General features: G+C 58.5%; 19 protein-coding genes and 1 pseudogene. 11 read left to right on the top strand and 9 right to left on the bottom strand.

Annotation, left to right across the window (positions count from 1 at the left end; translation table 11 throughout):
• Positions 1-38: 38 nt before the first annotated feature.
• The 3 genes from GGR00_RS27140 to GGR00_RS27130 form a co-directional block, all read right to left on the bottom strand.
• The gene (locus GGR00_RS27140) at positions 39-2,039 is read right to left on the bottom strand and encodes a ParB/RepB/Spo0J family partition protein (RefSeq protein WP_184702545.1); all 2,001 of its coding nucleotides are present in this window, start codon (positions 2,037-2,039) and stop codon (positions 39-41) included.
• Between the two features lie 157 nt (positions 2,040-2,196).
• On the bottom strand, positions 2,197-3,390 hold the full coding sequence (locus tag GGR00_RS27135; protein WP_184702543.1) for a DUF932 domain-containing protein: 1,194 nt from the start codon (positions 3,388-3,390) through the stop codon (positions 2,197-2,199).
• Between the two features lie 264 nt (positions 3,391-3,654).
• A complete protein-coding gene (locus tag GGR00_RS27130) occupies positions 3,655-3,903 on the bottom strand; it encodes a DUF982 domain-containing protein (RefSeq protein ID WP_055976234.1) in 249 nt (82 codons plus the stop codon).
• A 112-nt stretch (positions 3,904-4,015) separates the two neighbouring features.
• Here GGR00_RS27130 and GGR00_RS27125 point away from each other — a divergent pair, with 112 nt between their 5' ends.
• From GGR00_RS27125 to GGR00_RS27095, 7 genes are read left to right on the top strand one after another with little or no spacing between them, the layout of a single operon-like run.
• Positions 4,016-5,167 (top strand): cytochrome c oxidase subunit II, encoded by a 1,152-nt coding sequence (locus GGR00_RS27125; protein ID WP_246441702.1) that lies wholly within the window; start codon positions 4,016-4,018, stop codon positions 5,165-5,167.
• Complete coding sequence (ctaD, locus tag GGR00_RS27120; RefSeq protein WP_184702541.1) at positions 5,164-7,680, top strand: cytochrome c oxidase subunit I; 2,517 nt, start codon at positions 5,164-5,166, stop codon at positions 7,678-7,680. Before GGR00_RS27125 ends, ctaD begins: the two co-directional genes overlap by 4 nt.
• The gene (locus GGR00_RS27115) at positions 7,677-8,060 is read left to right on the top strand and encodes a hypothetical protein (protein WP_184702539.1); all 384 of its coding nucleotides are present in this window, start codon (positions 7,677-7,679) and stop codon (positions 8,058-8,060) included. The genes ctaD and GGR00_RS27115 overlap by 4 nt, the downstream gene beginning before the upstream one ends.
• Positions 8,057-8,686 carry a cytochrome c oxidase assembly protein gene (locus GGR00_RS27110; RefSeq protein ID WP_184702537.1) on the top strand — a complete coding sequence of 210 codons (630 nt, stop codon included), beginning with the start codon at positions 8,057-8,059 and terminating at the stop codon, positions 8,684-8,686. The genes GGR00_RS27115 and GGR00_RS27110 overlap by 4 nt, the downstream gene beginning before the upstream one ends.
• Positions 8,686-9,783 (top strand): c-type cytochrome, encoded by a 1,098-nt coding sequence (locus GGR00_RS27105; protein ID WP_210309558.1) that lies wholly within the window; start codon positions 8,686-8,688, stop codon positions 9,781-9,783. The genes GGR00_RS27110 and GGR00_RS27105 overlap by 1 nt, the downstream gene beginning before the upstream one ends.
• Positions 9,784-9,826: 43 nt before the next feature.
• Entirely contained in the window at positions 9,827-11,167 is a 1,341-nt protein-coding gene (locus GGR00_RS27100) for a PQQ-dependent sugar dehydrogenase (RefSeq protein WP_184702536.1), read from the top strand.
• Between the two features lie 8 nt (positions 11,168-11,175).
• Positions 11,176-11,796, top strand: coding sequence for a flavodoxin family protein (locus tag GGR00_RS27095; RefSeq protein ID WP_184702535.1), 621 nt, complete (start codon positions 11,176-11,178; stop codon positions 11,794-11,796).
• Positions 11,797-12,086: 290 nt separating this feature from the next.
• Here GGR00_RS27095 and GGR00_RS27090 read toward each other — a convergent pair whose 3' ends face one another.
• Together GGR00_RS27090 and GGR00_RS28640 are read right to left on the bottom strand one after the other, a co-directional pair.
• Positions 12,087-12,335, bottom strand: a complete 249-nt coding sequence (locus GGR00_RS27090) for a hypothetical protein (RefSeq protein WP_184702534.1) — start codon at positions 12,333-12,335, stop codon at positions 12,087-12,089.
• Between the two features lie 4 nt (positions 12,336-12,339).
• A complete protein-coding gene (locus tag GGR00_RS28640; RefSeq protein WP_184702532.1) occupies positions 12,340-13,095 on the bottom strand; it encodes a hypothetical protein in 756 nt (251 codons plus the stop codon).
• Positions 13,096-13,391: 296 nt separating this feature from the next.
• On the opposite strand from GGR00_RS28640, the gene GGR00_RS27080 reads away from it, so the two are divergent.
• A complete protein-coding gene (locus GGR00_RS27080; RefSeq protein ID WP_184702530.1) occupies positions 13,392-13,655 on the top strand; it encodes a hypothetical protein in 264 nt (87 codons plus the stop codon).
• A gap of 1,317 nt (positions 13,656-14,972) precedes the next feature.
• Positions 14,973-15,647, top strand: coding sequence for an outer membrane protein (locus GGR00_RS27075; protein WP_184702528.1), 675 nt, complete (start codon positions 14,973-14,975; stop codon positions 15,645-15,647).
• A 70-nt stretch (positions 15,648-15,717) separates the two neighbouring features.
• On the opposite strand, the gene GGR00_RS27070 is transcribed toward GGR00_RS27075, so the two are convergent.
• Entirely contained in the window at positions 15,718-16,413 is a 696-nt protein-coding gene (locus GGR00_RS27070; RefSeq protein ID WP_184702549.1) for an SOS response-associated peptidase, read from the bottom strand.
• A gap of 723 nt (positions 16,414-17,136) precedes the next feature.
• Here GGR00_RS27070 and GGR00_RS28735 point away from each other — a divergent pair.
• A pseudogene (locus GGR00_RS28735) lies at positions 17,137-17,561 on the top strand (DUF3291 domain-containing protein).
• Between the two features lie 41 nt (positions 17,562-17,602).
• Here the strand turns inward: GGR00_RS28735 and GGR00_RS27055 are convergent.
• Positions 17,603-17,785, bottom strand: coding sequence for a hypothetical protein (locus GGR00_RS27055; RefSeq protein ID WP_184702521.1), 183 nt, complete (start codon positions 17,783-17,785; stop codon positions 17,603-17,605).
• A gap of 993 nt (positions 17,786-18,778) precedes the next feature.
• On the opposite strand from GGR00_RS27055, the gene GGR00_RS27050 reads away from it, so the two are divergent.
• Positions 18,779-19,102, top strand: a complete 324-nt coding sequence (locus tag GGR00_RS27050; protein ID WP_184702519.1) for a hypothetical protein — start codon at positions 18,779-18,781, stop codon at positions 19,100-19,102.
• Between the two features lie 420 nt (positions 19,103-19,522).
• Here GGR00_RS27050 and GGR00_RS27045 read toward each other — a convergent pair whose 3' ends face one another.
• Together GGR00_RS27045 and hydA are read right to left on the bottom strand one after the other, a co-directional pair.
• Positions 19,523-21,685 (bottom strand): putative bifunctional diguanylate cyclase/phosphodiesterase, encoded by a 2,163-nt coding sequence (locus GGR00_RS27045; RefSeq protein WP_184702517.1) that lies wholly within the window; start codon positions 21,683-21,685, stop codon positions 19,523-19,525.
• 294 nt (positions 21,686-21,979) lie between these two features.
• Positions 21,980-23,401: a dihydropyrimidinase gene (gene hydA, locus GGR00_RS27040; RefSeq protein WP_055972610.1), complete on the bottom strand. Its 1,422-nt coding sequence runs from the start codon at positions 23,399-23,401 to the stop codon at positions 21,980-21,982.
• Positions 23,402-23,441 lie beyond the last annotated feature (40 nt).

Below are 23,441 nucleotides of genomic sequence, written 5' to 3'. Positions count from 1 at the left end.
CAGTTAATTTGAGAATCTGGCTGCAGGAATTCTCACGATTAAGTGCCTAACCCGGGCAAAACCACCGCATTCTTGCATTTAAATGCCAAGCGACAGTTGGCCATGTCGCCCTTCTTCAGGTGATCGATGAGTTCGGCCGCCCGCTCGCCAGCGCCCTCGCGGACGGCTTCGAGAATGCGACCCTTCGTGACCCGGCCGAGGTAATTTTCGACTGTCGGCTTCCAACCCACTGCGACCATATCGAGTCCCGTGGCAACAGCGAGCCGGTCGGCTTGCGCGAGGCGCACATCCAGGCCGTGGCGACTGATGCCCGACACCGCGTGCGGATTTGGCCGCTCGTAGAGCGCATTAACCCCAAAGCTCACGCAATGGGCCAAGAGGTCGAGGCGCATGCCATCGTCGAGCTGTTCCAACCAATCCCAGAGGGTCTGATCGTCTGCGGGAATGTGATCCCCCCAGCTTTCATGGCGTGCGCGCTCCGATTGCGCTGAAGGGCTGCCCTTCATCTCGTGGGAGAGACCGGAGAGATAGAGATGTTTAACGCTCGCTTCGAGGCAACCAGTCGGTGCGGTGATCCGGAAGGTATCGCTGACCAGCTTGTGCAGCAACATGGTCAAGGCAACTTGCGGATTGTTCGCCACAGCGTCGCGCAAGGCGAGCGTCCTATGAGCCGTCAGTTCGATGATCAGACGCTCGGGCAGCGGCTTCAAGCCGTCTTCCTCAGCATCCCCATCGGTTTGAGCGGGCTGACCGCCGATGGTGATGTCGGCGCGCTGCACGATAGGGGCGCGAATTTCGCCGGTTTCGGGATCGACCTCTTCGTCCGATGTTTCATGGTCGGCCTCGGCCGATCGCTCGTCTTCAGGCCTGACATAACCGCGATCGACAGAAAGCGAGCCGTTGGCGTCGATGCCGACGAACACGCCGGCCATGGCGACCTCGGCCGGATCATAACGGACAGGACGGTTGTCGAGGGCTTCAAGGGCTGCTTCGATTTCGCCCAGGCGCTGGTCGATCTGGTCGGGGAGCTGGTCCGTCTCCTCATATTCGGTGGTCAGGCGATCGAGTTCCGCCTGCAGCGCTTCGCGTGTCGCTTGCTCCTCCGCAGTGATGTCGAGCGGAACGCCCTCAATCTTTCGGAGACCATGGGTGACGCCGTAAGGGAGGCTGAGGGCTGCTTCGACCCATTTCCAACCTTGGGCGGCAAACTCGTCGGCGATCACGGTCAGCTTTTCGGAGACGAGCCGGTCCAGTAGCCCGACGTCTTGAAGCCAACCGCCGTCATCAGACTGGAAAAGATCCCGCAGGACGATGCCGCCTGCGGCCTCATAGGCGTTGATGCCGACGAAGACAGCACGTTTGTCGGAAGCGCGAACAGTCGTCTCGGTCAGCATACGGCGGATCTGATAGGGCTCCTTCTGCCAGCTATTGCGCACGGCATCCCAAATCTGATCCTGGCGGGCATGGTCGTGCGACACGCTGAAGGCCATGAGCTGCTCGAGGGTCATGCCATCATCGGCATAGACGTCCAGAAGCGTAGGTGAAACTGATACCAAGCGCAGGCGTTGCTTCACGATGTTGACGCCAACGAAGAAGGCGGCTGCGATGGCCTCCTCGGTCATTCCCTTCTCGCGCATTGCCTGGAAGGCCCGAAACTGGTCGAGCGGATGCAGCGGCGCGCGCTCGATGTTTTCGGCCAGAGAGACCTCGTCGACGAGAATGTCAGAGTTTGCGGCCGATACGATGCAGGGAACCGGCGTCGTTTTGTTTAGGCGCTTCTGCTTGGCGAGCATTTCGAGCGCGCGATAGCGGCGACCGCCGGCGGGAACTTCGAACATGCCCGTCTCCTGACCCTCGCCGTCGAGGACGGGCCGGACATGAAGGCTCTGAATGAGGCCGCGCCTGGCAATCGACTCGGCGAGCTCCTCGACCGAGATGCCGGCCTTTACGCGCCGGACGTTGGACTGGCTGAGCACCAGCTTGTTGAAGGGGATATCGCGCGAGGACGACAGGGTGATCTTCTGAACGGCAATTGCCATCGCAGTTACTCCGCGACGGGCGCCGAGAGCCTCTCTCTCGAACCGATACCCGTCACGAAGCGAAGCGCCGCCCTCTCACTCTTAGAAGGGCAGCGCAAAAGTTACGGAACGGACCCACGACGCAAAGCCGATTAAACGGAATCGCCCGTTATGGGGATCAGGCAGCGCGGTCGAGCAGCTTCTTGGCCCTGCCCTCCAGCTCCAGCCGCGCATCCTGATGGATTTTATCGCGAGCGAGGGCGGTGATGCCGGCGACAAAGTCGAAGATCGACTCGGGCGGGCGGCCTTCTTCTGCAAGCACAGTCTCGATGATCTTGCCGGTCTCGGCCTTTGAGAAGCCGCGCTTTCGCAGGAAGTCTGTACGGTCGTCATCGGTCTTGGCGACAATCCGTTCACGCGCGGCCTTGACACCCTTGATGAACGGGGTGGGTGAGGAATTCGCGAAATTCAGCAGCGCTGGCGCGGCCTCGTGGGCGAAGCGCGATGCAGCATATTTCGAATGACGGATGGTGATCTCCTGGAAATCCTCGACCCCCCAGAGATTTCGATTCTGGCAGACCGCACGGAGATAAAAGCTCGCCATGCCGAGGGTCTTGGCACCGACTTCGGAATTCCAGCAATAGAAGCCGCGGAAATAGAGGTCGGGCGAACCGTCGGGGAGCCTACCGGCCTCAATGGGATTCAGATCGTCCACCAAGAACAGGAATACGTCGCGATCGGACGCATACAGCGTCGTTGTGTCCTTGGTGATGTCGACGCGAGGATTGTAGACGCCGGTCGACCAATCCAGCACACCGGGCACCTTCCAGCGGGTGTCGCCCGTGCCGTTGCCGGCAATCTTCTGCACCGCCTCAACCAGTTCATGGTCATAGATGCGGCCATAGTCAGGACCAGTCACGGCACGCAGGTCGACCCGTCCGTTCTCCGTTTCGAGGGTCTTGATCTGCTCGACCCGGTGCGACGTGAGCCCATATTGCAGGTTTATGCCTGCGAGCGCGGCCGGAAGCTGGCGAAGATAGGCGGCGGGCGCTCCCACCTGGCTGGCGAGTTGGCCAAAGCTCCAATGCGTCGGCGCTACCGGGGTATCCGATCCGGGCAGGATCAGAGATAGGCGCTCCGGGTCCGATCGACTGGCCTCAACATGGATAAGAGCAGTTTCGACCACGCGCGTTCGGCTGCGCTCGGTCCGGGCGCGAACCGAACGGCCCAGCTCGGTGAGCGACAGATAGCGTTCGTCAGCCGGGCGGGAGAACCACTCGGACGAGACTCGCCCGATGCGCTCTCCACGGCTGACATCAACCTTATATCCGCCGCTCGATTCGCGGCGAGCCTCGAGAACCTGCATGTTCATGGGACCAACTCCATGACGGGCGCCGACAGCCTCTCTTTCGACACTCAACCCGTCATGGATTTCCCATTCCCACTCTCACTCTTCGCGGCGCGGACACCGGCTTACACTTCACTTCCGTTCCCATCGGAAAGCAGAGCAGTCGGGAACTTCAACTCGGGGTAGCTGAATTAATTTGCTGCACGGTCGCCTGCAACGATCGCTTTCATCCCAGGTAAACAGCGCCGCCTTCAGACGTCGTTCGCGCTCCGCTGAATGTGACCAAATTCAATCGAGCATTTTGGCTTCGACCAGAATGCCGGTTTCTCGGCAAAAGATTTCGAAGACGTCCCGCGCCTCAGCGGGTTCGATCGCACCCGCGACTGCCGATTGAAGGCTGTTTGCGGCCAAATAGTAGAATGAGTTTCGCTTACCAGAGGGCCATGCATCCAGGAAGTCGATGGCATCTCTAACGGAGGCGATAGCGAAAAACGCGAAATCACCCTCTTTGACCCAGATGCTCGGCCTAAATTCCATCCCCCTCAACGCGCACACTGATCATCGGGTTGCAACTTGCAACTCCCCATGAATCGTTGCGGCAAAGACCCGATCTCTACCCGATGTTTTAAGATTAGGAACTTCGGGCCGCTTGGCAGCTATCTCGGAGAGTAGTGGTATCCTCACGGCGGTCAGCAAACCCCTCCGGACAAATCAGGAGGGGAACCGTCCCCTGCTCCACGGGTTATGGTCCCTTGAGGTCGACATTTCTGACCGGAGCAAGAATATCGTCGCGGCATCAAATCGACCTACAAACTCTAAATGCATCTACCAGTGTAGATGCATTATCCTTTTTCTAGGCTTGGCTCTTTGGGGTTGCTCGGGACAACAATCGGCATTGGAGCCATCCGGCGAGGAAGCCGCGAGCGTTGCCCAGCTGTTTTGGGCGATGCTGGGCGGCGGCGCGGTGATATGGCTCGGCTTGATGGCACTGCTAGCTACCGCAATCCGGGGAAAGCTAGGACCGATCGACAATCGAGCTGCCACCCAACTCGTATTTTGGGGAGGTGCGGTTCTCCCGTCCGCTGCATTGGTCGGCCTGCTTGGTTATGCACTCTGGTTGATGCCTGGATTGAGGCCCTTCGCAAATTCGGGAGCGCCTCAAGTCATTATTGAAGTCACCGGTCGGCAATTCTGGTGGGATGTGATCTACCGGCTTCCGGGCGGAGTTCAGTTCCGAACTGCAAACGAAATCGTTTTGCCAGTTGGCCAGCGCGTTGAGTTCTCACTTAAAAGCACTGACGTGATCCATTCCTTCTGGATCCCATCGCTTGCCGGCAAGGTGGACATGATCCCTGGTCGCACCAATCGGCTTTCCCTTGTCGCCACCAAGGAAGGCCGCTTCCGTGGACCCTGCGCTGAATATTGCGGGACCTCCCATGCACTCATGGCCGTGGAGGTAACCTCCCTTCCTGTGCAGGAATTCGCCCTCTGGACCGAAAGGCGAAAGCAGCCATCGCCAGGTGTCTTCGCTCCGGGCTCGGAGCTCTTTGAAAAACATGGCTGTGGCAGCTGTCATCGTGTTGAGGGGACCAGCGCCGCAAGCCGGTTCGGGCCTGATCTGTCACATCTGGGATCACGCAACACGCTTGGCGCGGGCATCCTGCCCAACACGCCGGAGACCATTTCGAGCTTCATAGTCAGACCTGATGCAATCAAGCCCGGCACGCACATGCCAGCTTTCGACATGTTGCCTCCGGACGACATCCGGTCGATCGCCGTTTGGCTGAAAGGGCTCGAATGAACACCCGCGCCAGATCCTCGGCACCACCAGGAAAAGCGCAGGAACAGCGCCTGCGGGAAGTGTGGCGCACACCATCGGGCTGGCGGTACTGGACATCTGTCAACAATGTGGATGTCGGCATTTGGTACGCCGGCGCTGCTTTCGCGTTCATGCTTTTTGCTGGCGTGCTGGCACTGATCATGCGAGCGCAGCTGGCCGTACCCGACAATGATCTGGTGTCGGCCGACTTCTACAACCAGGCCTTTACACTCCACGGCACGGTGATGATGTTTCTCTTCGCCGTGCCGATATTTGAAGCGATAGCGATCTTCCTTCTGCCTCCGATGCTCGGCGCTCGCGAGCTTCCGTTTCCGCGACTTGGAGCATTTGGCTTCTGGAGTTTTCTACTTGGCGGCGTTTTCGTTTGTGGGTCGATTTTCTTCAACGCAGCGCCATCGTCCGGCTGGTTTATGTACCCACCCCTGGCAACGGACGAGAAGCTCTCCGGTATCGGGGCCGACATATGGTTACTCGGCCTTTCATTCATCGAGGTCGCCTCCATTGCCGCGGCGGTCGAGATCATTGTCGGCATCATGAAATGTCGCGCACCCGGAATGCGCATCAACCTGATGCCGCTCTTTGCCTGGTATCTTCTGGTGGTTGCGGGAATGATCCTGTTTGCCTTTCCGCCTCTGATCGCGGGCGACATTCTGTTCGAACTTCAACGTATGTTCGACTGGCCATTTTTCGACCCGGCCCGCGGCGGCGACCCGCTGCTGTGGCAGCACCTGTTTTGGATCTTTGGCCATCCGGAGGTCTACATCATCTTTCTGCCCGCCATCGCATTGATGGCGATGATCGTGCCTACCTTCGCGCAACGACCTATTGTCGGCTATTCATGGATCGTGCTGGCGGCAGTAGGGACAGGTTTCTTGTCTTTCGGCCTGTGGGTTCACCACATGTTCACAACCGGGCTCCCGCAGATATCACTCGCCTTCTTCTCTGCCGCCTCCGCTGCAGTGGCAATCCCGACCGCGGTCCAGATATTCGTCTTCATCGCGACCATGCTTGCAGGTCGTGTTGTGCTGTCCATTCCCATGCTGTTTGGGGCCGGCAGCATTGCGACTTTCGTCATCGGCGGCCTCACCGGGGTCATGGTTGCGCTGGCGCCATTCGATTGGCAGGCCCATGACACCTATTTCGTGGTCGGGCATCTCCACTATGTGCTGATTGGTGGGATGCTGTTTCCCGTGGTGGCCGGGATCTATTACTATTTTCCGCTGATCAACGCACGGCATCTGTCCGTTCGATGGGGCAAGATCGCCTTCTGGCTGATGTTCACCGGTCTCAACGTGGCTTTCTTCCCTATGCACCTGACGGGTCTGCGCGGAATGCCGCGCCGGGTTTTCACTTATCCGGGCGACCTCGGCTGGGATTGGCTCAATCTCATGTCGACAGCAGGGGCATATACCTTCGCGGCGGGTGTCTTGATCGTGGTCGCAGATATCGTGCGGCCGAAGCATGGAGATCCCAAGAGCGCTCTTAACCCCTGGAATGCCGGCACGCTGGAGTGGATTTCCGAGCCGGAAGAAATGTGGGGGGTACGTTCAATCCCGATCGTCGAAAGCCGCTACCCGCTGTGGGATCAGAAAAACCTTGTGGCAGACGTGAACGCCGGACGCTTTTACCTGCCCGACGTCGAGGAGGGACGCCGTGAGGGCATGGTCACTTCAGTCCTGGATGCAAAGCCCGAGCAGGTGATCCGGGTGCCGGCAACCGGCGGTATCACGATGATCGCGGCAGTTGCCCTTGCAGCCGTATTCCTGACACTGACCTTCAAGTGGTGGTTAGCTGCATCATTGGCAGGGTTCGCTACGCTGGCGACGATCCTCTATTGGTTATGGACCGGCACGGCCGAAATCCCGAAGAAAGCTGAAAGGGATGCGGGACTCGGGCTCGTCCTGCCTCTCTACACATCCGGCCCAGCCTCAGTCGGATGGTGGGCGATGTTCATCACGATGACCGGCAACTCCACCGGTTTCGCCAGCCTCGTCTTTGGTTATTTCTTCTATTGGACCATTCATGCGGATTTCACCGCTGGCGCCACCGGACCTGGCTTGACCTGGCCGCTAATTTCGGTCGCCCTTTTCGTGTTGGCCTGGGGCACGATGATGCTGGCACGTTCACTCAATGCGAACGGATCAGTTGGCTTGATGCGCACAATTCTCGTGACATCGTCGGTCCTCGCTATCGCTGCGGCCGCCGCCGCACTGGCCGGACCTTGGCTTCATCGCATGGACCCTGTCGCCCACGTCTACCCGGCCATCGTGTGGGTGCTTGTCGGATGGACCGTTGTCCATGCCGGTCTGGGCGTAATCATGCAGTTTTACTGCCTGGCACGCAGTGTCGCCGGCAGGCTTACGCCGACCCATGACATGGACCTGCGCAACACCTGCCTTTACTGGCATTTTCTCGCGTTGATGGCAGCCATAAGCGGAGCGATCATGGGTCTGTTTCCGGAGGTTGGCGGATGACCCGGATCTTGCCCAGCGAAACAGATTCGCTTTGGACGCTGTTCACCGCACCGGTGATATGGGCACTGCATTTTCTCGCCTGCTATGTGCTGGTAGCTGTGCACTGCCAGAAGCCTGGGGTGCTAGGCATCGGGTTCAGTTCGGTACGTTTGATCATCGCCGCGACCACAATGGCAGCCCTTATCGGGATCTTATTGTCGGCCTGGCTTGCCTGGCGGCAATGGGGATATGGCCGCGATGACCCGCCGCATGACGATCCGACATTGCGCGACCGTACCCTGTTCCAGGGATTTGCCACACTGTTGCTCTCCGGCTTGAGCTTCGTGGCGGTCGTGTTGGTCGCAATGCCTGTTTTGTTCATTTCGGAGTGCCTGCGATGAGACGCACGGCATTGGCGGTGGGCGTGGCATTGCTCGGCCTGATATGGGGCGGCCCTCTGATCTCGACCTGGCGAGGCTCTTTCGCATCACACATGTTGGCGCATATGGGGGTCGTGGCTCTGGCCGCCCCGCTTATCGCAATCGGGCTTTCCAACTACTCTCGTTCCTGGCGCATCCCCGGGTGGGCGCCGATCATAGCATCGCTCGTCGAACTGGCCGTCGTTTGGGCATGGCACATGCCGGAAATGCGTTTGCTGGCCGAGACCTCAACCTTCGTCACGGCCATCGAGCAAGCCATGTTCCTGGTCGCGGGCCTGCTTGTTTGGATCGCATGCCTTCATCAGCCACCGCATGACATGCGGCCGGCGGCCGCCGGTGCATTTGGTCTTCTGTTCACCTCCATTCACATGACCCTGCTTGGCGCATTGCTCTCCTTGAGCCCGCGCCCGCTATATGGGGAAGGCACCGTGACCTGCTTTGGCCTTGAGTTGTCCGCTAATCAGGACCAGGCGCTCGGCGGCGTGTTGATGCTGCTTGTTGGCGCAGTTGTCTATCTCGCCGGCGCCCTGTGGCTGCTTGCCCGGCTTCTGCGTGAGCCTCCCGCCATTTCGACCGGACACCCGTGATGGAACTCCGTTGGAAACATCTGGCTATCGCTCTAACGATCTTTCCGGTTGCGATTATCGTCTTTGCCTGGATCGGCTTCTTCAATATCGGGGCTTCGACAGGACACTGGAAAGTCACCGAATGGCTGCTCCATTCAGCCATGCGGACGGCGGTGAAAACCTACGCTCTGCTCGAGGTCGACGCTCCCGCGCAATTGCCGCGCCATGACATCGGGCCTGCGGCCGGTCATTTCGCACGCGGTTGCGCGATCTGCCATGGTGCGCCGGGAGAGCTTGTAAGCCCATCGGCGCAACGAATGTTGCCGCCGCCTCCTGACCTTACCGAAAAGGTCGGCGAATGGAATGACGCCGAGTTGTTCTGGATCGTCAAATACGGCGTGCGCTTCACCGGCATGCCAGCATGGCCAACGCAGGCGCGCGACGATGAAGTTTGGGCCATGGTCGCCTTCCTCCGCGAACTTCCCGGCATGAGCGCACAATCTTATCGGGCGCTTTCGCTCGGACAGAGCGGCCGGCTGGAAATTTCGCCGCGGGGCTTCGCCAACGCGATTGCAGAGTGCAGCCGGTGCCATGGCAGAGACGGGCTGAAAGCCGGCGGCCTCGTTCCGATCATAGCTGGCCAGAAGGAAGGTTATCTCCTGGCGTCACTTCGCTCCTATGCCGATCGAGAGCGACGGAGCGGTATCATGGCGCTGCCAATCTCGGCCTTGGACCCAGCAGTCTTCCCGGATGTCGCTCGCCACTTTTCCCGGCAGCCATCCCGCCTGCGTCAGATCATGCCCGATGAAGACGATCGTTCGGACGGGGCGCGCATCGTCTTTGGAGGGGCGCCTGATCGGGCTATCCCGTCATGCTTCGGGTGTCATGGGAACACAGCCATCAGAAATGAGACTTATCCCGACATAGCCGGACAGGACGAACACTATATCGCAAATCAGTTGCGACTGTTCCGGGCCGCGGCCAGAGGCGGGGGCCAAAATGCGCATCTGATGCACAAGTCGGCGGAACGCCTGTCAGATGCCGATATAAACGCACTTGCTGCCTTCCTCGGAGCTCTTGCCGCAAAGAATGCAACCCCAACCGCGGCGCAACGTTGAGGTCCTGGGGAAGATTTCCGATCTCTCCAGGAGGTGAAGTCAGGTGAAGAAATTTTTGATCGCATCCCTGGTCATTGTCATCCTGATCGCCGTCGCTGGAGCCGTCGTGGTCTTCTCGTCACGAGAACAGGCGACGGTGGCTATTGAGGACCAGTATGGTCCCAATCCCACATTGCCCGAGCCTGATCCGCGCCTGCTACCGACTGTTCACCAGGCCAAAGCCGTGCCTTGGAAAGAGGGCGAGATACCCACGCCGGCAAAGGGATACGTTGTCACCTTGTTCGCTGACGGCCTCGACCACCCTCGCTGGCTGCATGTCCTTCCAAATGGCGACGTGCTGGTCGCCGAGAGCAATAAACCGCCGCAGGAAGAAAGCAGCGTCGGCATTCGGCGCTGGGTCGCACAGCTGGTAATGGGCAGCGCAGGCGCCGACACCCCGAGCGCAAATCGGATTTCAATCCTGCGCGACGCCGATGGTGATGGCAGCGCCGAGTTCAAGCAGCCATTCATCACCGGCTTAATGTCTCCCTTCGGCATGACGCTTCTGAACGACAAGCTCTATGTCGCTAATGCCGACGGCATCGTTGCGTTTCCCTACACGGAAGGCGCAACCGAGATCGCGGCGCAGCCGGAACAGGTCACTGACCTGCCGGCGGGCCTCAACCATCACTGGACCAAGGACGTCAGAGCTTCTCCGGATGGTACCAAGCTTTATGCAACTGTCGGGTCCAACAGCAATGTTGGCGAGAACGGCATGGACGTCGAGGAAGGCCGCGCGGCAGTTTACGAGATCGACCTCGCAAGCGGAAAAAAACGGCTGTTTGCGACTGGATTGCGCAACCCTAACGGCCTGTCCTGGCAACCAGATAGCGGTAAGCTGTGGGTGGTCGTCAACGAGCGTGATGAGATAGGCAGCGATCTGGTGCCCGATTACATGACGTCGGTAGAGGATGGCGCCTTCTACGGCTGGCCATACAGCTATTTCGGACAAATAGTAGACGATCGCATCGAGCCGCCGCGGCCAGATCTCGTAGCCAAGGCAGTCAAGCCTGACTACGCGCTTGGCTCGCACACCGCTTCTTTGGGTCTGACTTTCAACACTGGCGAAATGTTCGGACCCGAAATGAAGAACGGCGCCTTCATCGGCCAGCACGGCTCGTGGAACAGAATGCCCCGCAGTGGCTACAAAGTGGTTTTCGTTCCTTTCAACGCCGGCGAACCATCCGGACCTCCCAAAGATATCCTGACTGGGTTCCTGCGTCCGGACGATACTGCTGCTGGTCGGCCGGTGGGCGTGGCCATCGGCCGAGACGGCTCACTGCTTATTGCTGACGATGTTGGCGACAAGGTCTGGCGTGTGGCATCCGAAGGCCAACAGCCATGAGCTCGACAATGCCGGCCCTGACCGCCTTTGCCCTCAACTGCTCGCTAAAGACTTCCAAGGACGATGAGCCCAGTTCGACCGACAAGATGATCGCAGACCTTTTCAGCTTTCTGCAGCCGCATGGTGTGACGGGCAGTTCGCGCCGAATGGCCGATCAGAACATTCCGCCCGGCGTCCGGTCAGATGAAGGCGGCGGCGACGAATGGCCCGAACTGCGCAAGCTGATCCTGACTGCAGATATTTTCGTTCTGGCCACGCCGATCTGGATGGGCCAACCCTCAAGCTTGGCCAAACGTGTGCTGGAGCGCTTGGACGCATTCCTGTCCGAGACGGATGATCGCGGCAGGATGCCCAGCAGCGGCAAGGTCGCGGTCGTTCTGGTGGTCGGCAATGAGGACGGCGCGCATCACTGCCATGCAGCCTGTTTCCAAGCACTGAACGATGTCGGCTTTACCATACCGGCCAATGCCGGCGGCTATTGGGTCGGTGAGGCCATGCAGGACGTGAACTACATCGACCTGAAGAAGATTCCCGACAAGGTCAAAATGACGCTGGAGATGCTCGCCTCAAATTCAGCGCATCTGGCGCGCCTGCTCCGGCAGGACAACTACCCAGGAGTTGATGAGTAAGCGGACCGAGGCGACAACTGCCGGACCCGCGAGCCAATGCCGCAAACGCTGGACCTCATCGAGGGGATACAATGTGCAAGGCCAGCTCCGAAAAACACTCGATCCCTGTAATGACCTCACTCTACGGAGCCGATCTGGTCACATTGTTTCGGAATCACGCTTAGACCCCTGCTTCAAAATGGCAGCTAGCTCCTACTTTCCGCCATGTCATCGGCATAGCAGTTTCGTCCGCCAGTTCTAGGATAGCGCCTGGTGGCCGTAGCTGAAGCGATTTTGGTATGTGTAAACATCTAAGGTCGTCCCAAGCTCTTCGGCAGCAGCCCGAGATCTCTTCCACGGTAGTCGATCTTCCGGCGCGTGATGCTCTCCAACATCGTATCGAGCCTGCCAATATGGTCGTTTAAGAGCGTGTAGGTTTCGTTGAATGGCTTCAGCGAGATGAAACACTTCTGAATTGCCGCGCGAAGCGGGATAGCGGCCAGGACAACCGCCTCGATTTCGCTGTCTGTCAGTTTTTCTCTTCTGCTTGGACGGCCCAAGACGCTACTCCTCCCGCCAGACTGGAATGCGCCTGAACTTGATCGACACAAGCCTACGAATCTTCTTGCCAACCATCTCCCTTGAACCGGAGAAAATGCGCTGGACCCGGAGAAACCCATGTCCGCCACGGACACTCTCGCAGGTCATCTGAGCGGCCAGGGAATCGACGTCGACGTCGCCGAACAGTTGCATGAGGTCGGTCGGATAATAGGCATGTTCGCGCTTGCAATAGGCGCAGCTGACCAGGACGAGCTCGCGGGCATCGTTCAGCTTGGACAGCGAAAAGGGTGTCGTTCGGTTCGGCGCAGACATGAGAACGAAATAGGAACAAACTCCTTGCGGTGTCAATTCACATCGCGCTAACTTACGGGCATGAGCGACGAACAAACATCCGTCCCTAGGCTGACGCCGGCAGGCCTCTACGAACATGGCTGCGAGCACCCCGGCTGCAAGAAGGACGGTGGCTGGGGCTTCGCCCTCGGCAAGACCGCGGAGCCCCACTGGTTCTGCCACCAGCACAAGGCGGATGGCGAGCAATACATCCGCTGAGCGTTTTTTTTGCGAGGCACCCTGCGGATCGTAAGTGCAGGTCGAGCGTTGAAAGTTTTGGGAGAAATCTCCATGACCCGTAACACAGACGAAGACGCCCAACTCGATATCTTCCGCCGGATCGCAGCTGAAGCAACCTACACGACCTACACGTTGGCTGAAGAGTATGGCTTGTCCGATGGCCAGGCGCGTGCCCTGATCCACCTGCATGGCCCGTCCCGTGAGAAGCTGCGGCTAAGTCGTTCGCGTAGTTAGGGGCGATCATGGCCGCCAGCCAGTATCTTGATGCAAAGCTCGAATGCCCCTATTCCGGGACAATTCGCTTAAGAATTCCTGAAAACCCGGAAGCGAATACGCCGATACCCTGCGACGATTGTGGTCTATCTCGGCAGATGGGATGAATTGCTGACGAATCTGGAACGGCAAGGCGGCATGAAACGGCGTGTTCAAGCTCGAAAAGGGCTGGGTGCGCAAGGTCGGACCAGGTTGACGAGGCGGAGCTACAGATGACTGAAGACGAAATGCAAGCAGCATATCGTGAGCGGGCGACGATGAGCCGCATCATGGGCGTCTATGACCTTGAGGTTAAAGCAGATGCCCCCATTCAAGAACTTCCGCTTGGGGCTGCCGTCAGATTTGTCGCACTTGCACCGATGCAGGAATTCGACGTTCAGGCTGCTGCCGTGCTCTATGGCCGCACAGGAAGCTTGCCTGCCCAAGCCTGTGCGCAGCTATGGGCACGATTTGGCGCCACGCTGATCGAAGATTAGGGGGCAAAAAATGGGGCCCGGACGGGCGTCGGGCCCCAACTCAAACCTGCCTAATCGAAAAACGGCAGGAAGGGGAGCGCAGGGATAAGGGCTGGTGCGGGTCGCTCCCGCTCTTCAAACAAAATCGGCAGATATTGGTTCCCGAGCCGGCAAGGAAACCTCCTTGTGCAACGACGAGCAGATCCAGGAAGAATAGCGCAAACAGGTTACGGACTTAGCCAGTCCGGCGCATAACCCGATCTAACAGCTAGGGTTATGAGAACATTCGCGCACGAACGCGGAACATCTCCGACATCCGCTGCCCTTGATGCGTACGCTATGGCGTTTCGTTCTCTTTTCGAGGTCCAACTGCTATGACATCGACAAGTTATCTGAACCACAGGCTGGAATGCGCCGGCGTGGTCGGCCCATGCGTCCCGTTTCCGGCCAGTTCGTACGCCGGGTGACGAACTTCTCCAGATAAATGGCGGACAATCATACATCCTGGCGTATCTGCCCGATGAATATCTGTTCCCGATAACGGCAGGGATGAAGGTCGACGTCAGCGCACCAAGGGCACCGTCGAAAGAGTCCTCCAGATTGCCGATGCGCTGCCGGCCGAATTCCAGAACATGCTGCGGCCAAGGGATCGCTCCAGGCTGATCCGGGTGGCGCTGCCAGAAGGCAATCCGTTCGCCGTTTCCCAAAAGGTAGTGATCCGCGGGTGTATCCTGGGATGGTGCTGGGTGAAGTGAGAGGCCGCGAATTTCGGCTGGCCGATCACCGCAGGCTGCTTCGCCTTCTTCCCTGCCTGGCGAGACGACAGACCTAGGCCCCGTCTTTTTCAGGACGGCTGGCTGAGAACGTTTTGCTGGCCGAAGGCTATGCCACATCTGGCGACCGAAGTGAAGCGACCTTGAAGCGGGTGATCTACCGCCGCGGGAGTGCGTGCAAGCGCACCAACTCCTCATATTTCGCGCCGGATCGGTCATAGACACTGAGCGTTTTGATCCGCATACGGCCTGCGCGGGCAACAATATCATCCAGCAGATGCGCCAGTGTGCGATCCCGCCGGCCACTATCGCGTCGCGGTCGTACTGCTTTCGCATCCCGCACTTGTCGCTCGTGATGATGACCTTTCTCACGGGGAATTCGGAGAGCATTGGCATAAGAACGAAAGGAACAAATGCCTTGCGAAGTCAACAGCCACTAGTTTACCGCCTAGGTTGAAGTGTTGCGGCGCTACAACGGTGCATATTTTCACAACCGAAAAGAGTGTACGCCGCTTGCACACGCATTTGGCGAGCGCTATAGAACCACCAAATAATGAGGTGGGACATGAAATCGATTCTATTGGCCACGACCTTACTGTGCGCTGTCTCGAGCGCTGCATTTGCAGCCGATACTGTGGAAGTTGCTCCTGTTTCCGCCGGTTTCATCTGGACCGGGGGATATGTTGGCCTTCAGGCTGCTTACGGCTGGGGCGATACACGATTTGACGACGGCGCCACTTCCAACTGGTTTGCCGTGGACGGCTTTGCCGGCGGTCTTACAGCCGGTTACAACGTGCAGTTTGCAGGCAATTGGGTCGCCGGCATCGAGGCCGACCTCTCAATTTCCGGCGTTGAAGGAGCCTTTGGCCCGGGCAATTTGGGGCAGCCGGACGGTGGCGGTTGGGGCTGCGGCGACGCTTGTACGACCAACGTAGATTGGTATGCTACCGCCCGCGCTCGACTAGGCTATGCTTTTGACAATCTGTTGGTTTACGGAACTGGCGGTCTCGCTATTGGCCGGGTCAAGTCGCAAATCGTCGATGACCCAGATTTCTACGTTTCCGACACGAATATTGGATGGTCTGCCGGTGCCGGCGTTGAATATGCGCTAAACCAAAACTGGTCCGTCAAAGCCGAGTATCTCCACGTCGATCTGGGGTGGACGGAACGCGCAAACGACTTTTTTAGATCGGAAACCAAATTCGATACGGTTCGCCTCGGGGTGAATTACAGGTTCTAAGATAGTCGAAACGCAAACCCCGGCTCCCGGCCGGGGTTTTGTTCTAAGAGTCGCCAAGTCCGCAAAGTCACTACTCGATCGGATCGAGAATATCCGGCGTGTCATTCTTCGGCGACCCGACCTTGCGGCCAATCTTCCACATCGTCATCAGATCCGACGGGAACGGCTTCATCAGGTCGCCGGGGTCCAACTCCGGCCCGATCCATCGGGCATAGTCCGAGGATGCCAGGATGACCGGCATCCGGTCGTGGATCGTCGCCATCAGCTCGGTCGGCGGACAGGTGACGAGGCAGAACGTCCGAACCAATTCGCCAGTCGCCGGGTTGCGCCAGATGTCGAAGATCCCGGCGAGCGCAAAAGGCGAGCCGTCCTTCATGGCGATGGCATAGGGTTGCTTTTCCTTGCCGGTCCCGTGGATGTCCCGCCATTCGAAATAGCCGTCGATCGGCACCAGGCAGCGCTTCGAGGCATAGGCACGCTTGAACATGCCATTGCTGGCGATGGTCTCCGAGCGGGCATTGATCGGCGGCGGCCGGCCCGACTTCTCTTCCTTCTGCCAGGACGGGATTAGCCCCCACTTGGCCGAGACGAACATCCCGCTACCCGTCTGGGCCTCGTCCATCACGATGATCGGATAGATCAGCGTTGGCGCCCCATTGTAGCGCGGGAAGGCATTGCCGAGCCCTGCGACGCCGGCCGGATCGGCGAAGCTGAAGCCCCGCAGCATTTCGGCGAGGGTCGACTTGACGAAGACGCGACTGCACATGACGCGCAGCATACCGATCAATTCCGCGGCGGCAAACGGCGTGACCACGGTCATATTACAACCGAGCAAAAGTAGCCTCATCATGCCTGAGGGCATTGGTTTTGGGGGCGGCATGGCCGGAAATCGCGCGACATCCACGACACGATCACCATAGAAGTCGCGGTCGACCACACCTGGGACGACGGCCGGATCACGTTCCGCATCCACGGCTATGACGGGCCTATCACCATCAGCGCAGACTCGCTTGACACTGGTGTCGGCCCGACAAGCCCATCACGCAAAGGGCGAAAAGGCGTCGGAGATGACCGACGAACCTACCGATCTTGCCCCAGTTTATCGATAATCTGCGCGTCGCAGGCTCACCACGCGTTCGCAGGCACTAGCTGAGAATTTCGACTGGATTGAAGTATGAAATGTAGCTGCAGTCCACGCGATTGCCCGGGCAGATCTGCGCTAAGTTGCTGTCTTCACACATCGCAGAAAAGCCGATCGCAAGAACTGCCTAGGCTAACAGCAACCCGCCTGCGATTCCCACCGTCCATTTCTTCATCGGGCTTTGCGCCTTGGCCATGAGTACCGGCTTTAGCTACATCAGACTGGGTCGGAAAGTGGGGCCGTTTTACTATCGTTCGCAATGGTGGCGATGGTTTTTACCACGCGATTCTAACGCATTCACATCAAGATGTTAGCTTCAGGAGACCGAGCAACGGAGAAGCGAGGTCGATGGCGATAGCGCAAATGAACTGGGGGCGAATGAAATACCCTGTCGACGATCCCCGATTGAAGGAGTTTCTGGACAGTCTGGCCGAACTGTACCAACTCGCCGAATCCCACCCCGGGATCGCATGGCGTATTCCTGACGTAGTCATTGCAGCGGAAGTCATGGCCAGTGGTTTCGACAACCGAATGTCGGCGACGGTGTCGGTATGGACGACTATACCTTCAACTCGCTGCAGGGAACCTTGCTAAAGCGAACATCAGAGTGGTTCGAGGAGGTGGACGGACCTCAACTGGTTGTTTGGGATATCGACGCAGTCACAAGGCCCAGCTTCGTTGAAGCCTGGGGCAGGCTCCTGGAGCTGAAGCACTACGGCCCTTCAGGTCGTGGATATGGTTGGGTAAGCCATAGCGCTGGCAAGACCGGCTGAACAAAAAAGCCCCGCCACCTTTCGGCAGCAGGGCTCAAAGCTCATGCCGGCAAGGCCTCACGCTCTTGCCGCTTCTTGGTACTGTCCGCCTTCTTGACCCGGTTTACGTTGCGTTGCGCCTCGCTGCGAGCCATCCCGATGAGATAGGTGAGGAACGGGTCCTTCACGAAGAGCGATAGGTCCAATGCACATTTCAGGTGTGTGAGTATCTGCTTCTGCGGCATTGTTGGTACTCCCCCGACTAGCACGACCGGATACTACCACCCTCAAGGCATTGCCGCTGCACCACCACCCACTTTCAGCCTGTGGTTTACGGTGAAAACTGGAGTTATTTCTGCATCTATTTGCTCAAGACTATACACTCGCCACCGACAATTGCCTGCATGCAATTCTCCGACAATCTAATGAGAAGCGAGCAGCCGAGTACGCGCGCCAACGCGGGCTCACAATCACGCAGGCAGTTCACGAGGCTGTCGCTCAGGCAATACATCAGGTGCAGTCGCGAGCGTCGCTCTGAGGTCGAACGACCGACATAAGAGCCAAGTTTGCAGCACAGAAGCCCGCCACGGCTCATCGATCCCGGCCTGGTCCTCGCCGAGCACCCCGATCAGCGACGTACCGGCAACCGCCCGCAGCCCCCTCAGTGCTACAGCTGCCGCCTTCGAAGTCGAACACCCCGCCAGCGCCAACTCAGCGGCGTTGCTCGCCGCGCCATTTCACGCCCGTTCGGTCGAGCGGCCAGGCCGCCGCAAGGCTCCCCAGAAGGTGGTGGCGATGACCAGGTCCACGCCACCAATCAGGTACGCCTTCATGCCGGCACGTCTTCCTCGTGGGTCTACCTCGCCTTTCACCAGCCCCAGGCGATGCATGCGAGACCGACCAGCACCAGCAGCACGGCGAGGACCTACAGGATGGCCGACAGCCATTCGAGGCCAGCACCCCAGCCGTCTTGTCGGCGGCCTGCTAGAGCGACTACCTCGACGCCGGCGCCGCGCCGCCAGTCGACTGCCCTTGCCCTTTGGCTGACGTCGGGCGAAAGCAGGTCCTAGTTGACGATATTGGTATTCGTTCCTGACTCATTGCTGACCTCGACCCAGGCCAGCGCTTCATCCTGCGCCTAGCTCAGATGGGGCGTCGTGCAGACGTAGACCTTCGCCGGATGGCGGGAGTGGGATGGGCCGGTTCCAATCGCAGCGTAGTATTGCTAAGTTGCCCGGATGCAGAGAGCCCCCGGCCTCGTTCTGGCCTTTGCCACCCTGATGTCAGGCTGTGCGACGCAAATTGGCAGCGGCCCTGTCGATGCGTCGAAGTACGCGGCCATGACGTGCACCGAACTCAACACCGAGATCGGCGGCACGTCTCAGAGCATTTCGGCGACCGCCATCAGCCGAGGACGAGTTTCGAACTTCCGTGTCCCGGCATGGGCGCCTGGCGGTGCCGGAGCTGTCGAACTGATCAAAGAGAAGCAGACGGCAAGGATCGAACGGTTGCAGGCTCAGCAGTCCGCAATCGAAACCGCCCGCAGACGTAATTGCAGCTAGCAAAGCATTCGTGAACTGCACTTGCACGTGCGCGGTGCCGCCCCAGCGGCTGGCCGTCGTCCGGGGGTGTTGGTGACTGTGAGCCTCTGGCCGTCCCGCCATATCTCGGTTCCCCAGGTGAAATGCTGGGCCACTTTGCCGACGATCTCGACTGCGCCGCGACGCTCTCATTCCTCCGGCCAGAAGCCCGAGGCGCTGATGAGGATCGGAAGACGCAAGGAACAGGCGTCGGGTTCACATTCGGAATGTGCGCATACGATTTCAGGGATAGGTAAGTTTACCGCGCTTGTCGCAATCTGGCTGCTGCCACGCGCCCGCCAGCAATACGAGATCTCAAAGAATGTCTCCTCTGCACCGCTTTGCCCCATAGCCTTGCAGGACGAAATTTGTGCCCGTGTTGAAGATGAGACTGGAACAACATCACGGCGACAAGAACCGTTTGGCCAATTCTTCCTTCGAGAGAGGCTTTGAAAACCAATAGCCTTGCAATTGATGACAACCGGCTTGACGGGCAAATTCCGCCTGGTACCGGTTCTCAATTCCCTCGACCGTCACAGGGATCCCGATAGCATTCACCAGATTGATAGTAGCGGCCAGCACTTCTGCAGCCTGGGCATCGTGCTCGATGTTGGCGACAAGAGACTTGTCCAATTTGACACGATCGAAGCTGAATTGACGCAAAGAACCGATACTCGCAAACCCGGAACCAAAATCGTCGAGAGCAACCTTAATTCCGAGCGCCTTGAGCTCGGAGATAGATCTTTTTGCCTGATCGGTGTTCGAAATAAGAACCCCCTCCGTGAGTTCGATTGTCAAGCGGTGCGGCTCAAACGCAAACTCATCGAGAGTGGCCTTTAGGCCTCCAGCGAAGTATCGATTACGGAGTTGCAGCGGTGAAACGTTGACAGCGATCTGCAACTCCGACCAGCGTGAGCCTTGTGCTATAGCTTCTTCCAGAATTTGGGATCCTAGCATCCCAATGAGACCGGCCCTCTCTGCGACGGGTATGAATACCTCCGGAGAGATTGGGCCAGCCTGACTGTTCCATCTCGCCAAGGCCTCTACGCCGCAAATATCCCCGCTGCATGCGTCGACGACGGGCTGGAACGCTACCTTGAGTTCGCGCCTATCCAGTGCCTCGATCAGCTGTCGCTCTAACTTCCCTTGTTCGGAAAGCTGGGCTTCCAAATCCGGGCTAAATACGACGGTTGTGTCACCTGACCCATGCTTGGCCTGATGCAGAGCCATTTCGGCCTGTTGCAACAAGTGGTGAAAACTTGCTCCTGCAAGCACGGCTTCGGCGACGCCAATACTGACACCGATCTCGATTTCGTGTCGTCCGATCGTGAATGGTTCTGCGAACACCTCACTGACCGCCGATAGCCAATGGGCGGCGTTTTCGGAGGCATTCGTCCACGCCACAATTGCAAACGCGTCACCGTCGAGCCGAGATATCGCTGATCCAAGTGGGAGATTTTTGGTTAAACGCGCGGCCACAGCTCGCAGCAGCTTATCGCCAACCTGTTGCCCCCAGAGGTCGTTGATGGCTTTGAACCCGTCGATGTCTACCAGGTACAAACCCATTCCCGCCGAACGTTGCCCATCGCGTATCGCGAGATGTTCGACGTATTCGGCAAGACCCGGTCGATTGAGTACGCCGGTCAAATGGTCGTGGAGAGAATTTTGTCTCGCGCGAGCCTCTTCCCTGGCGAGTGAGCGCACCGATAGCAAACCAATCATGCCAATGCCGATGATCAGCAAGAGCAGCACGGCAGCTGCTCCAAAAAGGAGCGGACGAACCCGTTCGTAGCTGAGTGTACCAGGTCGTTCTGAGGGAAGGCTAAGGAAGCCTACACTATTCCCCTCGACATCCTTTAACGGCGCCGCGATCGTGCCCTCCACCCGGCCATTGGTCAGCTGAAGACCGCGGAGGTTGAATTTTCGCGCTGTCTCGTTCAGAGCTTTGGAGTCTAAATACTTTCCGAATATCAGAACATAAGGATCTGGCGGCGAAATGCCTTGAAGGAAGGGCCGGATACGTGCGGCTCCGATTAGAGCGAGTCCATCCGCCGTTCCGATGAAAGCCGCATGGACGTCTCCTTGCAAACTATCAGGCGAGCGCGCCCGCTCCACAAGTCGAGCAAAGGAACTGTCGAAATACTCGCTAGGCCGCCCGTCCATTGGCTTTCCATAGCGGTGGTGCAACAGGGACTTGTCGTCGGGTCCAATTACCAAGGCCATATCATAGAGTGGATAGTCGAGAGATGGGACGCCCCAGTTCTCGATAAGCCAGGCATTTCGGGTTGGCGACGCCAGTTGGCGATAAGCCTCGTCCCAGAATGCGTTGTCCCTGACAGTACCAGCCATCTGCGACCGCAATGATTCTAGCGCGGACTCCACTGCACCAGCTGCCCTGCTTTCATCGAGTTCATCGGCAGTACGCACAATGGAATAAATGGCGCTACTGACGAAGACTCCTAATGCAGCTGCTACGCCCAGTGAGAAAAGCACAGCAGTAACAATGATTGTTCTTTTTTTATGCCCCGAAAAACCGGGAGAAGAGGGAGGAGCGCCGCCCGCCATTGAAAAGCTCTCGAAAGGAACAGTCACTTCTTTGGGACAAATTTATCAGATCGCTTAAGTTGTCGCTCAATAAGAATTCACTAATTTCCCTCTTAAATTTGTCATCAAATCGAGTATTGGCGTAGGCCACGACGAACCGCTCGACCTTTATGCTTTCGCGGAACAGTTTGGCGTGCAAACGGCGATGAAGCTTGACCCGTCCATTCGGCCTGGCTCTAAGGTGCTTCGCCGAGATCAATCCGGGCGTCAGCTTTGATTTGGCCGCCGTGAGGGATGCCAACCTGAACGCATGCGCTATGTCCCAATGGTTGCATATGGCGACCTGCGCCGCTTCAGGAAGGAGCCGTCGCCTGGTTCGCCGATGATCTTGCCGTCCTGCATCATCACCTTGCCTCGCAGGAGGGTCATGACTGGCCAACCGGTTACCGTCATTCCTTCGTAAGGCGTATAGTCGGAGCCGTGATGCATAATCTCTTGGCGAATAGTTTCCTTACGATTGGGATCCCACAGGACGATGTCAGCATCGAAGCCTGGAGCGATTGAGCCCTTCTGCGGGTAGAGGCCGTAGATTCTAGCGTGATTGGTCGAGGTCAGTGCGACGAACTCATTTACGGTAATGCGGCCTTCCACGACGCCCTTGGAGTAAAGGATCGGCATACGAACCTCCACGCCCGGGATGCCGTTGGGAACCCATCGGAATGACGTCCGCGCCTTGTCATTTTTCTTCCCTTGGCTTCCATCGAAATAGTAGGGACAGTGGTCGGACGAGAAAGTCTGGAACACCCCCGTCCGGATGCCTTCCCAGATCGCCTTCCAGCTATCCTCGTCGCGCGGTGGTGGGGAGCACACATACTTGCCCCCGCTGTCATCCATATTGAGACCCTTGAGGTCGTTCGCCGTCAGCGCGACATACTGCGGGCACGTCTCCGCGAGAATTCTAAGGCCTTTGTGCTGCGCCCAGCGGACCTGCTCCATCGCTTCGCGACCGGAGACGTGAACCACCATGATTGGCACGTCAGTTAGTTCGGCATGGCTAATTGCGCGATGCGTCGCTTCGCGCTCCACCGATTGCGGCCGAGAGACCCCGTGATAGTAGGGTGCCGTTTTGCCGGCCTGCTCTAGTCGCTCAGTCATGAAGCGTATTGCGTCGTATCCTTCGCAGTGAACCATGACCAAGGCACCGCAAGTGCGAGCGCTTTCAAAGACCTCCAGCAGTTGGCGATCAGTGAGCACGAGATCGTCATAGGTCATGAAAACCTTAAAGGAGCTATAGCCGTCATCGACCAGCGAGGGCAGCTCTTGCCCGAGAACGCTGGGGGTGGGATCACTGACAATCAGATGAAAACCGTAGTCGGCGAGCGCATTGCCGTCGGCCTCCCGATGATATTCCATCACGCTCGCCCGCAGGCTGGCGCCGCGTGGCTGCAAGGCGAATGGCAATACCGTGGTATTGCCGCCGGCAATGGCGGAACGGGTTCCACTTTCGAAACCGTCGGCCATCTTCGTGCCTCCAGAGGAAGGTTGGGCAAGGTGTACATGGCTGTCTATGCCGCCAGGCATGACGAGCAGGCCGGATGCATCGATCTCTTTGGCTGCGCTTCCCAGCTTTTGTCCAACGGACACTATGCGACCAGCGCTGATGCCGACTTCCGCCCGTACGGTGTCAGCCGCGGTTACAACCGTTCCACCCCTGACGACCAGGTCAAATTCGTGCATAATTGCTCTTTCTGAAATGTGGTAACTTCCGCCTCGCCGG

It is taken from the genome of Aminobacter aganoensis, assembly GCF_014206975.1.
Classification (GTDB): Bacteria; Pseudomonadota; Alphaproteobacteria; order Rhizobiales; family Rhizobiaceae; genus Aminobacter; species Aminobacter aganoensis.
This window is presented reverse-complemented; position numbering and strand designations above follow the sequence as displayed.